We start from the raw sequence: 14,712 nt of genomic DNA, 5'->3' as shown, positions 1-14,712 counted from the left end.
TCCGGGGGGGCGCTGCTGCAGACACCGTCAGACGGGTCATCCGGAAACCTAGAGGGAGCAGCGGACGTGCTATACCGATCGTCCAACCGCTGGAGGGGACGATGTCCGATCTTTCCCATTGGCAGCTCGACGGCAGCGCGCCCGAGCTCTACGAACGCTATCTCGTTCCGGCGATCACCGCCAAGTGGGCGGCCGATCTCGTCGAACGAGCCGCGCTCCGTCCCGAGGACAAGGTCCTCGATGTCGCTTGCGGCACGGGGATCGTGGCCCGGCTCGCCAGCCAGCGGACCGGGTCTGGTGGCGTCACCGGCGTTGATCTAAACTCGGGCATGCTGGCCGTCGCGCGCAAGGTTTCCAGCGCAGAGGGGCAATCGAATTCATCGAGGGCAGCGCGCTGGACCTGCCTTTCGCGTCGGGGGCATTCGAGGTCGTGCTCTGCCAGTTGGGGCTGCAGTTCTTCCCCGACCGAAGGAAGGCTCTGCGCGAGATGCGCCGGGTGCTGTCGCCGGGCGGGCGGGTTGCCGTGAGCGTCTACAGCCCGATCGAGAAAACGCCCGGTGCCCACGCCTTCGTGGAGGCGCTCGACCGCGTGCTCGGCAGCGAAGCGTCAAAAATCAAGCGCGGCGAGCACTCGTTCCGCACCCCGCGGGAGTTGGAAGAACTTCTGAGCGACGCTGGCTTCGCAGGTGTGAAGGTCAACACCGTCGTCCAGCGGATCGCTTTCCCATCCGTACTCGACTACGTGCGCTTCCAGCTTCTCGCCACGCCAATGGTGGCGCTGTTGGCCGATCGTCCGGATTCCGAGCGTCTAGCGGTGATCGGCGAGGTCGCATCGGAGGTCACGGATCTGTCCGAAGCAGCGATGCTGGAAGGCGGCACGTTCTCCTTTCCGCAGGAGGCCTACGTCGGGACGGCTTCTGCGGCCTCCCATTGATGGCGATCGGGCGCCGGGTTACCTTTCCTGAAATTCTGCGTGAAGCAAGGACGTCCCATGAACAGACGTAGTGCAATCGGTCTTTGCGCGAAGTTTTTGATTTTGGCTGCAGTGTTGCCGCACAGTGGTTTCGCGCACGGGACGTCTCTGAGAGACCAGTTGGTGGGTACCTGGAATTACGTATCCAGCACCGCGACCCGGGAAGATGGCACCGCGGTAGAAAGACCCAAACTGCAAGGTGCGGTCACCTACACCGCCGACGGTCATTTTCATTTCATTACCGTCCGCTCCGACGCTCCAAAATATGCGTCGGGCGATTCCGCTCGTCCATCCTCCGAAGAGGCGATGGCGATTGCGTCGGGTACCGTCGCCTACACCGGCACGTACACGGTTGACGAGAGCACAAAGACGATCCACGTCAACATCGAAACGAGTTCTTTTCCGAATTTGGTCGGAGCGCCAAATCAACGACGGATTGTGCAATCGATCACCGCTGAGGAATTGAGGTTCACGAATCCGCGCACGCCGGCCGGCATCACGCTGGAGCTCGTGTTCACGCGGGCGAAATGACGTCCGTCGCCTACGGCTCCAGCAGCCCGCGAACAGCCGCCTGGAGTTCGTCGATCTTGAATGGCTTCCGCAGCAGGCGGGAGCGTTCGCCTCGTGCTGAACTCACGGCAGCGGTCTCCGAGTAACCGCTCGCGAAGATCACCGGCAGGTCCGGCAGCCGCTGCCGCAGGCGCCGGGCGACCTCGGCGCCGTTCATTCCGGGCATCGCGAAATCGAGTATGGCCACCTCCGGAGAAACTGTCTCCACCGCCTCGATGGCCGCGGGCCCGTTCTCGCAGATGATCGGCCGATAGCCCAGGTTTTCCAGCGAGTCCTTGAGGAAGGCGCGGACGTCCGGATCGTCGTCGACGACGAGAACGCTTGCCTTGCCGAGCTCATGGTCGTCGGGAGCAGCGGCATCTTCGACTTTAGACGGCGCTGCATCAGTCCGGCGAAGGAGCAGCCTGATCGTCGTCCCGCGCCCCGGCGTGCTTTCGATTTCGGCGCCCCCTCCGGACTGCTTCAAGGTGCCGTAGACCTGGCTGAGGCCGAGGCCTGTGCCCTTGCCGGTTTCCTTGGTCGTGAAGAACGGCTCGAAAGCGTGCTCCAGAATCTCGGGCGGCATTCCGTAACCGGTGTCCGTCACGGCGAGCTCGACGTAGTCGCCGGCCGCGAGATTGGCATCGCCACGGGCGCTGCGGATGCGCGTCGAGATCGTCAGATCGCCGCCGTCGGGCATCGCGTCCCGCGCGTTCAGGGCGACGTTGAGGACGGCCATCTCGAGCTGCACGCGATCCCCTTCGGCGTACATGCCCTCCGTCTCCAGATCCGTCCGGATCCGGATGTTCGGCCCGAGGCTGGGTTTGAGCATTTCCACGAAGCCCGCCACGGCCGCCGTGACGTCGATCGGCGCGATCTCGAGCTTCTGGATCCGTGAGAAGGCGAGCAACTGGCCGGCGAGCCGGGCGCCGCGCTCGGCGGCCTTCAGGCCGGCTTCGGCCCAGCGCGTGACATGGTCCGCCTTCGGCTTACGGCGGATGAGATCGAGGTTTCCGGTGATGCCCTGCAGCAGGTTGTTGAAGTCGTGGGCGATGCCGCCCGTCAGCTGCCCGACCGCCTCCATCTTCTGCGCCTGGCGAAGCTCCGCGTGCGCCTGTTCGAGCTCGCGGGTGCGGTCGGCGATGCGCTGCTCGAGAGTCCTATTGAGCTCGCGAAGGTTCGCTTCGCTCTCCTTGAGGGCAGCCTGCGCGCGGACGCGCTCGGTCGTCTCCGAGACGATGCACAGCACCCCGCCGACGCTACCGTCCTCCTGGGGGACGGCTGAATAGGAGATGTCGAAGTACACGGTTTCGCCGTAGCCGCTGCGCTCGATGTAGAAGGGCCGGTCCTTGGCCGAGAAGGTCTCGCCGGTCTCGCGGACGCCCCGCAGCAGGGGCTCGAGGTCGTCCCAGAGCTCCGACCAGTTTTCCTTGGCCGGCCGCCCCAGGGCCCGAGGGTGCTTGTCGCCGATCGTCGGTGCGTAGGCGTCGTTGTAGAGCGCTACGAACTCCGGCCCCCAGAACAGCACGATCTGGGCCGCTCCCCGCAGCATCAGGCCGACCGTGGTCTTCAGGCTCGTCGGCCAGGTCGCCGGCACACCCAGGGGAGACGTCGTCCAGTCGCGACGGGCCGCGAGCTCGCCGAGATCTCTCGCGACGGTCGTGACGCGCTTGGGTAAAGTGCCGTCCACTGAGGGACCCCTTGGCAATATGCACGACCGATGAAAGTCGCCCGACCGGCAATGACCGGGAAGAACGGCCTACGGCCATCCGGGTTCCCCAGCGACAGGATTCTTGGCCCCCGGCGTGCTGCTGGATGGAACGGCACGTCAATCGGCAAACTTCTACCGGGAGACATCCGGAAAGCGGTGAGCTATGCGCGATCAAAGGGAGAAGCCATGAAAAGAGAAATTTCGACCGCGATGCTGGTCTTGGCCGCATCCGCCTGCGGGGCGTCGGCGGATGCCGTGCGCTGGACGAAGTATTCCATCCCTGAGACGGGCACTGTCGTCGATTTCCCGGCATCGATCTTCACGGAGCAAGGCGAGAAGCCGGATGGCTACGGGCAGCGGTTCAGGACTCCCGACGGCCGAGCGGACATCACGATCCAGTCCGCCCCGAACGCGGCGAACGATTCTCCGGCCGCCTTTCTGGCGAAGAAGGGCCCTCCGGCGAGGATCCAATACAAGCGGGTGACGTCGCGCTTCTTCGCGGTGTCCAGCTACAAGGGCGACAAGGTCTGGTACGATCGCTGCAACTTCTCCGGCCGCCTGGTCCACTGTATCCTCATCAACTATCCGGCAAGCGAGGAGCGCGACTGGGACGGCATCGTGACGCGCATCAGCATGTCGCTGCACGGCGACTAGCGGGTCGCGGAGCACGCTCCCGCAGCTTGGTAGATGGCAAGAAGCTCCATGATTGGCTAGTGTTCGGCGTTCTTGCCGCAGGAGCGAGCATGCCAGCACAAAGTCCCGCCGTCGAACTGATGAAGCTGATCGCCGGCTTTCAGGTATCTCAAGCCATATCGGCAATGGCCGAATTAGGCATCGCCGACGTGATGAAGAATGAAGTGCTGGCGAGCGACGATATCGCCCGAGCGGTCGAATGCGACCCGCCGTCTCTGTACCGCTTGCTGCATGCGCTGGCGTCGGCCGGCCTGCTGGAAGAACAGGCCGAACAGCGCTTCCGGCTGACGCCGATCGGAGAGTGTCTGCGATCGGACTCCCCGGAATCACGGACGGCGTGGGCACGTTACGTCGGCAGACCTTACGTCCGGAGGTCGTGGGAAAGCCTCGCCGATTGCGTGAGACGGGGAAAGAGCGCGTTCGAACTCTCTCACCAAGCGATTCTGTGGGCATGGCGCGGAGAGCGGCCAGAGGAGACCGCAATCTTTGACGCAGCGATGAGCGAGTTGTCCCGCTCCGGAGGCGCGGCCATCGCGTCCGCCCATGACTTTTCGGCATACAAGACGATCGTCGATATCGGGGGCGGACAAGGGGGCCCTGCTCGCCGCCATTCTTTCGCACCATCCCGCCGCTCGCGGCATCCTATTCGATCTTCCGCATGTCGTCGCCAAGGCGCCGGAGCGTCTGTCGGCTGCGAAGGTTGACGACCGCTGCGGAATCGTCGGCGGAGATGTGTTCGAGAGCGTCCCTGTGGGCGGGGACGCTTATGTCATCAAGTCCGTCCTGATGGACGAGAGCGACGACAGCGTGGTTTCGATCCTTCGTCGTTGCCGCTCCGTCATGCTGGCGTTGCAGTTCGTTCCAACTCCAGAGTTAGCTATCCGCGAAATGCGCCGCGTCACGCGTCCGGGGGGCGTAGTCGCCGCGGCGACATGGGACACGCGGGGAGGATTCGTTGCCTATCGTATGATCGTGGACGCCGCGGCACCCCTGGACGGTAAAGGTCGCGAATTCAGGGCGCGCTCCTACAGAGGGCCGATGAGCCGCCCCGGCGAGCTAGTACGCGCGTGGAACGAGCAAGGTCTGCGAGACGTGACCGAGGACATGCTGACCATTCGGATGGAATATAGCTGCTTCGAGGAATTTTGGGCGCCGTGCGAAGGGGACGATGGACCGATAGCGGCATACGTGGGAACGCTCGACTTGGGCGCCAAAGCACGGCTCCGAGCTGTAGTCCGGTCAGCCTATCTGATGGGGAAGCCGACGGTTTCCGTTCGTTCGCCGCGACGGCGTGGGCCGTCAGAGGTATCGTTCCTTAGAAATTACCATTCATTGCAGCGTGTTGGTCGTCTCTGGCGCAGAGCCGCGACCGGCCTCCCAGTCTCAACAAGGCCGCGACTCGATCAGATTAAAGCGGCCGGCGCGGAGAATGGCGAAGGGACGGAAGCCATTCTCGGTCAGGAGCCGATGATATTCCCTTTCGGTCCGTTCTCGTCCACCCAGACCGCGCAGCATGTTTAAATCGCTCATCGCGCACGACCTGCCCGCGTCATCAGTACCGGGCAATTCCGGCATCGCGCGTTCGACCAATAGCAGTCTGCCTTTTTGGGGAAGTGCTTTGCGGCAGTTTCGCAAAATGATGCGGCTGCGCTCGTCATCCCAGTCGTGAATAATGCTCTTCAAGATGATCGCATCGGCTGCCGCAGGCACCGCGTGAAAGAAATCGCCTGCAACGAAGTCGACGCGGTGGGAGATTCCCAGTTGCCCGAAGTGCTGGTTGGCGGCGTCGGCGCACCTCGGCAGATCGAAAACCGTTCCTTTGATATTCGAGTATTCTCTCGCCACGGCGCCCATGAGTTCCCCGGAGCCGCCTCCGACATCCATCAAGTGGGAGATCGTGCCAAAGTCGTAGGCCTGCAGCAGATCGTGCGTGACCAGCCGTGTCAGGTCTGTCATCGCTTCATTGAATATCCGCACATGCTCTGGCGTGCGCGCCATTAGGTCGAAATTATCGTTGACGTCCAGGAGTTGGGCAGCCGTCTTCCCCGACATGATCGAATCCAGAAGACCATCCCACCTCCTGACCAGCATGGAGCCTTCAAAGATGACCCAGTTCTTGAACGATCGTTCAGCAGTGCCGTCGAGCCCGGCCCCCAGTTCGTTTAGCAAGTAGCGGCCTTCGCCGACGCGAGAGCAAATGCCGATGGTCGAGAGAGCGACGAGCAAGCGGGCCAGGGCGTCCCGGTCCGCGTGGGTTCGACCCGCGAGTTCTTCGACCGTTCGCGGTCCGTCGCGCAGCAATTCGGCAAGGCCCAGCCTGGCAGCGACATAGATCACAGCCGTCACACGGTGCGATTGAACAAGGTCCAACAAATGTTCGGGGGGATTGGTGGTCATGTGCCGCCCTAGTCTTCGATCGGGAAGCCTGATGCCCTCACGATCGGCCCCCAGCGCTCTAAGTCGGCGCGCTGGATATGTTTAAGTTCGTCCGAAGTCGTTCCTGTCGGCTCACAGCCCATGGCATGAATCTTTGCGCGCATTTCAGAATCGCTCCCGATTGCAATGATCTCCTTTCCCAGGTGCTCAACGAACTGACGCGAGGAATGGGCAGGCGCATAGAATGCGAACCACCCGGCCGCGTCGATATCGATCCCGCTCTCCTTGAGAGTCGCGGTCTGGGGCAGGAAGGAAGATCGCGCAGCGGCTGCGGTGGCGATGATGCGTATGCCACCGCTCCCATGTTGCTCCAGGAGTTCGGAAAGAAACGCCATATACATCGGGACCCTGCCGGCCAGCACATCCGGGAGGGCAGCGGGAGTACCCTTGTAGGCCGTGTGGCGTAGGTTCAGGCCTGTGATCCGGCCAAACTCGCCGCAGATGAAATGAGGTGCCGTACCTGCTCCCGGCGAGCCGTACACCGCTTGTTCGGGATTGGCCTTCATCCAGTCGATGAGTTCGTGCACTGAATGGATGGGCAGCTTCGCGCTGACCGCCAGAGCCAGATCGACCATCATCACCTGCGAAAGTGGCACAAAGTCGCGCTCTGCATCATATCCCAGGCTCCTGAAGAGATGCGGCTGAAGTGTGAATTGCGAAGCGGAAGCAAACAGCACTACCTCCTCTCCCGGTGCGGCATTCTTGACCGTCTGAGCGCCGATGCGCCCGCCAGCGCCAGCAAGGTTCTCCACAATCGCCACCTTGCCGAGCCTGGTATGAAGCTGCTCGGCAAACAGCCGGGCGATCGAATCTCCCGACCCGCCAGGCGCGAATGGAAACACGATCTTCAGCGGCCGGTCGGCAGCAATAACAGGTAGCGGAAGAGCCAGAGCCGAAAGCCCGGCCAGCATGGCGCGACGCGAGTAGAGCTGCATGGCGTTCTCCATGTGCTTGGGACAGCAACGCAATGATCCGGCCGGCCTCCATCTCGCTATCCTGAGGCAACATCGCTATAACCAGAAATCGCAATGTCCTATCGGGCTATAACGTGGGGTGATGCAGATGGAGTGGCATGATCGCATCGGCCGCCGGCTGCGGCTAAAGGATCTCCATACGCTCCAGACGGTCGCAGAGGTCGGCAGCATGGCCAAAGCGTCTCACCGTCTTGGATTGTCGCAGCCTGCGATCTCCAAGGCCATCACCGACATGGAGCACGCCGTCGGGGCTGCGCTGCTGGATCGCACTTCGCGCGGAGTTGAACTCACTGAGTGCGGACGCCTTCTTGTCGATCGGACGCGGGTCGTTTTCGACGAAATAAAGCTAGGTGTTACCGACATTGTGCAAAGGTCAGATCCGGCGCAAGGGCTCGTTGCGATCGGTACAACCGAGCCGGTTACAGCCATCGTTACAGAAATCATCGGACATCTCGTCCGCCGATATCCAGGTATCAGGTATCATATCATGATAGGTGATCGGGATGCGCTGGAGCATGCTCTGCGCCAGAGAATGCTTGATCTGGCCATAACGCGCTGGGCGCCGTTGCCGGTCGCCGATGATTTGTCCGCGGAGGTGCTGTTTAAATCCTCCCTTGCGGTGATGGCGGAGCGACGGCATCCGCTGCTGCGATCGACGAAGAAGTTGAAGCTCGCAGACCTTATGCAAGAGCAATGGACGCTCTCGCCGCCCGATTCCTTTTTGGGGCGTACCGGCGTCGAGCTATTTCGGCGACATAACCTGCCGCTTCCGCCAACGACCGTCACCACGATTTCAATCTACATGCGGTTGAATCTGTTGGCGAGCAGCCGGTTTATAACCCTATTGCCCATGCAGATACTCAGAATGCGATCGAGTAGCGCATGGCTGCGCGCGCTGAACGTCGATCTTGGCGATACCTCCGCCCCGATAGCCTCAATCACCTTGAAGGGACGGCGGGCCGGAGGTGCCGTCAAGTTATTCCAAGAGGCCAGCCGGGAGGTCTGTAAGGCGTTGGTTGGAGTGAGCTGATTGGTCCGAGCAGACTGTTGATAAGCGGACCTGACAAGTTTATGAGTTCGAGTTTATAAGTACGCGCCCTACATCGGCTCGATGAGAACGCGCTTGCCATGCGCCTTCGTCGCGAGACTGTCGAGCATCCGTTCGGCACGATGAAGGCACGCATTTGCTGCGGCTTGGACGCTGACTTTCAGGGATAGCCGTGCGCCTGCCGCGCATCGTGGAGATGATCGCTCACACGTTGCAATATCAGCAGCGTAGAAAGCATGAACCAGGCCCGGCCGTTCAGTATTTGCTACACAATCAGATCGTGAGCCGCATGAAGATCGACGTGCCAGGAGTGGTCATGGTGCGTACTTGAAATATCGATCCCGTCAGCATCCCGATCTGGCGGCCCCTCGGGCGCAATAGCATGCTGACCATCTCCATGAGCTTTTCCATTTCCGAGGGTATTATCGGCGCCAATTTTAAAATGAAAGGAATTGTCAAGTTTAGTGGCGATCGCTGATGTGGCCCGCTCTGCCTTGTCGGAAGAAGGCCCGCCCTCGTTCTTTAATCCCGAATGTGCGTCGTTGGCAGAATTTTCGGGCGTCATTGGCATATCGTGTTGCGGTTTGCCACTATTGAAATCACCTGCCTGTGGATGCTGTCCGTGTTGCTTGCCGGCCGCGGAGCGATCTTCGAATTTCTGAAAATCGCCGTGCGCCGGTCCGTGATTGGAATCTACCGGGATCTCATTCTTAGCGTGCCCCTTGGCGGCTGCGGATGTGTGGCCGGATTCATGCGCGGCTTTCTGCGATTGATCGTGATTCAAACTGTCTGCAGCGGCCTCATTCTTGGCGTGCCCCTTGGCGGCTCCGGAGGTATGGTCGGACTCATGCACGGCTTTCTGCGAATGACCGTGATTTAAACTTTCTCCAGCGGCCTCGTTCTTGGCGTGCCCCTTGACAGCGCCGGAGGTGTGGTCGGCCTCATGCAGGGCTTTCTGCGATTGACCGTGATTTAAATCGTCTCCCGGGGCCTCAAGCTTCGCGGCTTCCGAGTTGTTGTCGGGAGCGCGCAAATCGGATTGCGAGCGACCCTGATCTAACACGATTTCCCGGCCTGTCTGCGTGGCGTCACGTTCCGCGGCTTCGTGCGCCGCTACCGCAATAAAATCAATAGCCCCGGAACCTAGATGAATAGCGTTTTCTCGGCCACTGCCGCCATCTTCCACATGGGCGTTGCCGACATAAAGCTCGCTGTGGTCTGTGGCGGTTATATCGCCTTGGGCGAACTCGAATGCAAACGCCTCACCGTACACCGCCATACTGCCAAAATTTGCGAAGCCAGGAAGCACGGATGCCGGTCCGTTGACGACGCTTTCGGTAGATGAATTTACGATGCCATCGCCGAAATCGAACGCCTGCACGGCATGGTTGGCACCATCGAGCTCGTAGATCAAGGCGGCGAAAGCCGCAACCATGAAGTTGCTGTAGCTGCTCGAACTCGGCCTCGGCGCGTTGAGTGCTGCTTGTGCAAATACGCTCGCAGCAATCTCGGCCACGGGGTCGACGAGCTTGCCAGTCGGCGATGAGGTCCCAGTTGCGGCGCCGGCGCGGTCCTTGCTCGCGCTTCTGGCTGGGGTGCCACCTGATACTGCTTGCTTGCGGCCGATTTTAAAGGTTACGATCTCCGCGCGGCCGTCTTCGGACATGACCGTGAAACTTTCGGTTGCGGCATGACCGGGCGAATCGTCCAACGCTGCCAGGAGCGCAGCTGCCAAGATACTCATCGCGCCATAACGGCGCGACAGCGCCAGCGCGGCGAGCTCCGTCCGGTTGTTAATTCCGAGCTTCTGTCGCGCGTGGTCGATGTGAATCCTGACGATCTCTAGAGAGACACCCAGGACCCGAGCAATTTCACTGTCCGACAAACCTTCGGCGACGAGATCCATGATCGTCCGCTCGTTGACGGTCAAAACCGCCTGAACGTTATCGCCGAACGATTCGATTCCATTAGCTTCGTTACCAACCCTCGCCAGGTCTGACCCCGTCTTTTCTAGCCTTAGGGACTGCACCAGCGCCTCTGGTTTGACGTTCATCGGAATCGCGCTGCAAACACCGGTCGCAAGCGCACTGGCAAGATCGCCGCAGGCGACGGCAGCAGTGAAAAACACCAGTCGGGAGGAGAGACCTTCGACGTCCGCGATGGCAAGGATGTCGGAGGCGGTTACATCGGTGAATCCGTCCTCCAGCAACACCACATCTGGGGTCACACTGCGTATGGCCGCAAGACAACTTGCTCCATCAAGACAGCATGCAACTACTTCGAAATCGGGCTGGGCTCCCAGAAGCGACGCAAAACCCTGGAGAACAATAGGACGCCGATCTGCTATCACAAGTCGAACGCGACGCATGGGCTTCTTTCGCTCGGCCTCGCACAAAGCATGACAAGCAAATTAAGTCCGCTCGACAGATTGCGTTCCTAATTGTGATGGATTCTTACGGACGGTTTGACGATGAGGTCATTCAGTTAGTGACGGCTCCAGATGGATTGCCTCTTAGCCGTCCGTCAGAGGTTACCGCTCCGCGGAGATGCAACTTGAGGCGATCTCTGTAAGCCCACATTTGCGATCAGGGATGGAAGCGAGTTTCGTAGAATGCCTATTGCGCTTATGGCCGAAAAAATGGGCCCAACCCGTCTATTCAGCGGTGCAAATCGATCTCGACTGCAATCCTGACGAGATCGGAGTGATTCTTCGCGCCGAGCTTCGACTTCAGCACGGAGGTCGTGTTGGCAACGGTTTTATATGAAATGCCGAGTTCGGACGCGACTTCTGAGATGCGGTCGCCGCGACCCAAAAGCCTCAGGATCTCGAGTTCGCGTGGGCTCATCTGTGTCAAGGGACTGGCCTTGACCGCCGCTCCTGCGAAGGTCGTCGTCTCCGCCAGACGCGGTGAGACGAAGCGCTCACCGGCTGCAACCTTCCGAATGGCCTTGGCCAAAAGCCGGGGATCATCACTTTTTGAAACATATCCTTGAATGCCCATCTCAATAGCGCGCACCACAAACGCCGGATCTTCGCTCACGCTGAGCATGACTATTTTGGCGGCCGGATCATCCCTGCGGATTCGCCGGGCCAACTCGAAGCCGGTAACGTCTGGAAGCCTCGCGTCAACCACGGTGACATCGGGATGCTTCTGCAAGTACGTACGATGGCCGTCCTTTGCATCGGAAGCCTCCAGGATCTCAACGGAGGGGTCCGACTTGAACAAGGCTCGGCAGCCGATCACGACAACGGGATGGTCGTCGACGATCAGTACCCGCATGTCGATCTGGTCTGTATTAGCACGTTGTTACTGCCTCAACTGTGGAGAACGTCGCGAACACTGTAATGTTTAAGTATCTGAACGGACTTCTGGCGAGCCGACCGAAGAAGCCGCAAATTGCAGAAGATCTGGAATGCTCGTTCCTTTCGGCCGAGCTCGCATCCGACGCGCTCGGCAACATTGCAGAAAACGCCCCCGACCGGCGTGTCGCTTTCGAGCGGACCGGTTGGAAGGCTCTCCGGGGCATCCCGGGACAGAAAAGTATCCATGCGGCACAGGAAGAGTATTTTGGCTGGTTACATCGGTTCTGTCGCGAATCTGTTGCTCTCCACCGCGGCCATCGGGCTTATGCTGTCGTCCGGTCGAAAAACGACCGGGGCGAACGTTCTGAAAGTCGAGATGTTCCATTCGGGAAATTGTGGCAGTTGCCTCTTAATGTGAGGAAGGCTCCCATGTCCCCGGCATAGCTCAAGGTCTCTGTTTTCGATCGGAACTCTCTATGAAAGCGACCACTGTACCTTTCGCCACGCGTGCAGCGACCCGCTCCGCATCCCAGTTCGTCAAGCGGACGCATCCATGGGATTCCGCCTTCGAGACCTTGCCCGGCGTCGGTGTGCCGTGGATCCCGTATCCTTCGGCGGAAAGGTTGATCCACATTGTGCCCACCGGATTGTTTGGACCTGGCTTGATGGTGAAAGGTTTTCGGGAGCGGACGCCTTTGAAATGATAGTCCGGATTGTACCGGTAGGTCGGGTTCTTATCGATCTCGGTGACCTTCAAGGTCCCGGTCGGCGAGGGCTTCTCTTCGCTTCCGACCGTTGCCGGATAGAAGCCGATCAGCGCATTCGACCTGTCGAATAGCTTCACCGTCTGACGGCTTTTGTCGACTTCGACCCTGTCCGCTTTCGAGGACGTTTCGGCACCTTCAGCGCCGACATCTACCACGACAATGGTCTCTCCGACGCGGTCGAAGCGGTGTCCAGGATTAAGCGCCGACAGCAGTTCTTCGCTCATGTGGAATTTCTCGGCCAATGCTTCTCGCGGGCTGGCGAAGCCAAGATTGGGCAGGTCCTTCATTTCTTCCATCTTTGATGGGAGTTTGTTCAAAAACGGCTCGGCGATATCCGGCTGCGTGATGGTGTAATTTGCCGTGACCCGCCGATCGTCGGCGCGGAGTGCGTTCCAGAGGTCAACAGTCGGAATGTTCGAGCTTGGCAGCTGGCGCGCTTCCGCGAAGGCCCTCAGCGCCTTCTTGGCGTTTTCGCCGAACCTTCCGTCGATTTCGCCAGGCGAAAATTTGGCCCGGTCGAGCAGCACCTGCAGGCGGACCCCCGCCGGCGTCGGCCTTGTGTTCGATAAGGTCTTGTTCGTCGGTTCGGCAGCATCGATGGCGGCGGCCCCTATCTCGGCACTCCACGCCGGATTGGCGAGGGCCACCAGCAACAGTACGACCTGCCTTGCTTTTTTGAACCACATGGCGGTCTCCTTTCAAGTCGCCGATGGCTGCGGATCTGCGCGAAAGCCGGCTTCCTTGGCGCTCGATGCGGCGATCAAAGAGCGGTATGCGCGTTCATAATCCCGCGCCATTCGGCCGGCCGAGAACCGCGCTTCGAAGCGGGCGCGCACCGTGCGCCGGTCCAGGCGGCCAAGCTCACCAACCGCCTTTACCGCCTGGTCCTCGTTTTCGACGATGAAACCCGTCACGCCGTCCTCGACGACTTCGGGCACAGATCCGGATCGGTAGGCGATCACGGGAGTTCCGCAGGCCATCGCCTCGATCATGACGAGACCGAAAGGCTCTGGCCAATCGATCGGAAACAGGAGGGCCGCGGCGTCGGCGAGGAACGGCTGCTTTTTGGCGTCGTTCACTTCTCCCACAAGTTGGACCGCGCGGCCGTCGATGTGCGGTTCGAGGCTCTTTTTGAAGTATCCGGTCTCGCCACGTGGGATCTTGGCGGCAATCCGCAGCGGGCGCCCGGCCGCCCGCGCGATCCGGATCGCATCCTCAGGGCCTTTCTCCTTGGTGAGGCGGCCGAGGAAGGCGAGATAGGATCCAGGGTTGAAAGACGGCTTGAACAGGTTGGACGGTAGGCCATGCCTAATGGTGGCAATCCAGTTCGCTTCTGGGAGCGGCACGCGTTGATTGTCCGATATCGAGACGAAACCGGCCTCCGGAAACCGCTTTACGACGTCGACCAGGCCCGGAAGGTCCAGCCGCCCATGCATCGTTGTCAGAAAGGGGACACCGAGACGGCTAAGCAGCGGAAGCGGAAGCCAATCGATATGCGCGTGGATCACGTCGAAATCTCTCGCATGCTTGGCGATGGCTTCCAGCAGCACCGCGCAAGCCGCGTTGGGATCGACGCCCTGACGCCCCAGGCGGAGAGCGCGCGGCCATACCGGATGGAGCTGGCCTCTCGTCCTGGAATCGCCGCTCGCAAAGAGCGTAACGTCGTGTCCGAGCTCGACCAGTTCGTCCACCAACCAGGCCGCGACCCGCTCGGTGCCTCCGTAGAGCTTGGGAGGAACGCTCTCGGCAAGGGGGGCCAGCTGAGCTATGCGCATGAATGCCCCTAAAACAGAAACAACGATCGGAGCAGCAGCACGATGGCAATCGATGCGAGTTCGGAAATTGCCAGGAGCGTCCACTCTGGTCGGGCGGTGCCCTCAACAATTCGCCTAGCGAAAGTCTCCATGAGCCTCAACATTCGTTCTCTGGGAGACGGTCGAGGTACGCAAGGCCGAACCCGGTGAGTTCGTCGACCTCGTTCACGCCCGCTTCCCACCTCCCTTTCAGATGACGTTCCAACAAACAACGACGGCTATCAGCGGCATCGATGTCGCGATGGCTCGCTCGATAAAGCGACCAAACCGTATCCACGGCTTTTCTCAGCGGGATGTCGTCGACCATGTTCCGGCTCCGTCAAACTGGTCGACGGCAACGCTTGCCACGGCCAAGGTTTCCACTTTTTCCCGAAAAACTAGTGGGCGAGAAGAGATTGCGTAGAAGCCAGGTTCGGTGGTGGCAGTCGCCCTCGTCGCCGAAG

13 protein-coding genes and 2 pseudogenes are annotated in these 14,712 nt (G+C 60.6%); 7 read left to right on the top strand and 8 right to left on the bottom strand.

The genetic code is table 11. The features are described from left to right. Positions 1 to 101 precede the first annotated feature (101 nt). A pseudogene (locus ACE103_RS05790) lies at positions 102 to 934 on the top strand (class I SAM-dependent methyltransferase). Between the two features lie 57 nt (positions 935 to 991). Next, positions 992 to 1,504: a lipocalin-like domain-containing protein gene (locus tag ACE103_RS05785; RefSeq protein WP_375778658.1), complete on the top strand. Its 513-nt coding sequence runs from the start codon at positions 992 to 994 to the stop codon at positions 1,502 to 1,504. Positions 1,505 to 1,514: 10 nt separating this feature from the next. Here the strand turns inward: ACE103_RS05785 and ACE103_RS05780 are convergent, their stop codons facing one another. Beyond that, positions 1,515 to 3,212, bottom strand: a complete 1,698-nt coding sequence (locus tag ACE103_RS05780; protein WP_375778657.1) for a response regulator — start codon at positions 3,210 to 3,212, stop codon at positions 1,515 to 1,517. 207 nt (positions 3,213 to 3,419) lie between these two features. Between ACE103_RS05780 and ACE103_RS05775 the strand changes: the two genes are divergently transcribed. The 3 genes and pseudogenes from ACE103_RS05775 to ACE103_RS05765 all read left to right on the top strand — a co-directional run. Beyond that, positions 3,420 to 3,887, top strand: a complete 468-nt coding sequence (locus tag ACE103_RS05775; protein WP_375778656.1) for a hypothetical protein — start codon at positions 3,420 to 3,422, stop codon at positions 3,885 to 3,887. An 89-nt stretch (positions 3,888 to 3,976) separates the two neighbouring features. Next, positions 3,977 to 4,630, top strand: a complete 654-nt coding sequence (locus ACE103_RS05770; protein ID WP_375778655.1) for a methyltransferase dimerization domain-containing protein — start codon at positions 3,977 to 3,979, stop codon at positions 4,628 to 4,630. Then, positions 4,566 to 4,706, top strand: a pseudogene (locus ACE103_RS05765) (methyltransferase); the annotation flags it as partial. The gene ACE103_RS05770 and the pseudogene ACE103_RS05765, both read left to right, overlap by 65 nt. Positions 4,707 to 5,309: 603 nt before the next feature. Here the strand turns inward: ACE103_RS05765 and ACE103_RS05760 are convergent. Continuing rightward, a complete protein-coding gene (locus ACE103_RS05760; RefSeq protein ID WP_375778654.1) occupies positions 5,310 to 6,323 on the bottom strand; it encodes a methyltransferase in 1,014 nt (337 codons plus the stop codon). Positions 6,324 to 6,331: 8 nt separating this feature from the next. After that, positions 6,332 to 7,297 carry a tripartite tricarboxylate transporter substrate-binding protein gene (locus tag ACE103_RS05755; protein WP_375778653.1) on the bottom strand — a complete coding sequence of 322 codons (966 nt, stop codon included), beginning with the start codon at positions 7,295 to 7,297 and terminating at the stop codon, positions 6,332 to 6,334. A 127-nt stretch (positions 7,298 to 7,424) separates the two neighbouring features. On the opposite strand from ACE103_RS05755, the gene ACE103_RS05750 reads away from it, so the two are divergent. Then, positions 7,425 to 8,366 carry a LysR family transcriptional regulator gene (locus tag ACE103_RS05750; protein WP_223970440.1) on the top strand — a complete coding sequence of 314 codons (942 nt, stop codon included), beginning with the start codon at positions 7,425 to 7,427 and terminating at the stop codon, positions 8,364 to 8,366. 283 nt (positions 8,367 to 8,649) lie between these two features. On the opposite strand, the gene ACE103_RS05745 is transcribed toward ACE103_RS05750, so the two are convergent. Further along, positions 8,650 to 10,752 (bottom strand): LuxR C-terminal-related transcriptional regulator, encoded by a 2,103-nt coding sequence (locus tag ACE103_RS05745; protein ID WP_375778652.1) that lies wholly within the window; start codon positions 10,750 to 10,752, stop codon positions 8,650 to 8,652. 289 nt (positions 10,753 to 11,041) lie between these two features. Continuing rightward, positions 11,042 to 11,665, bottom strand: a complete 624-nt coding sequence (locus ACE103_RS05740; protein WP_223970444.1) for a response regulator transcription factor — start codon at positions 11,663 to 11,665, stop codon at positions 11,042 to 11,044. A gap of 65 nt (positions 11,666 to 11,730) precedes the next feature. On the opposite strand from ACE103_RS05740, the gene ACE103_RS05735 reads away from it, so the two are divergent. Beyond that, positions 11,731 to 12,132 carry a hypothetical protein gene (locus ACE103_RS05735; protein WP_375778651.1) on the top strand — a complete coding sequence of 134 codons (402 nt, stop codon included), beginning with the start codon at positions 11,731 to 11,733 and terminating at the stop codon, positions 12,130 to 12,132. Between the two features lies 1 nt (position 12,133). Here ACE103_RS05735 and ACE103_RS05730 read toward each other — a convergent pair whose 3' ends face one another. The 3 genes from ACE103_RS05730 to ACE103_RS05720 form a co-directional block, all read right to left on the bottom strand. Then, positions 12,134 to 13,141, bottom strand: coding sequence for a L,D-transpeptidase family protein (locus ACE103_RS05730; RefSeq protein ID WP_375778650.1), 1,008 nt, complete (start codon positions 13,139 to 13,141; stop codon positions 12,134 to 12,136). A gap of 12 nt (positions 13,142 to 13,153) precedes the next feature. Continuing rightward, entirely contained in the window at positions 13,154 to 14,230 is a 1,077-nt protein-coding gene (locus tag ACE103_RS05725; protein WP_223970448.1) for a glycosyltransferase family 4 protein, read from the bottom strand. A gap of 136 nt (positions 14,231 to 14,366) precedes the next feature. Beyond that, complete coding sequence (locus tag ACE103_RS05720) at positions 14,367 to 14,576, bottom strand: hypothetical protein (RefSeq protein WP_223970449.1); 210 nt, start codon at positions 14,574 to 14,576, stop codon at positions 14,367 to 14,369. Positions 14,577 to 14,712 lie beyond the last annotated feature (136 nt).

Origin of the sequence: Bradyrhizobium sp. ma5 (assembly GCF_042258955.1) — a bacterium.
Taxonomy (GTDB): Bacteria; Pseudomonadota; Alphaproteobacteria; order Rhizobiales; family Xanthobacteraceae; genus Bradyrhizobium.
The sequence above is the reverse complement of the archived record's forward strand: the minus strand, read 5'-3'. Positions and strand labels throughout refer to the sequence as shown.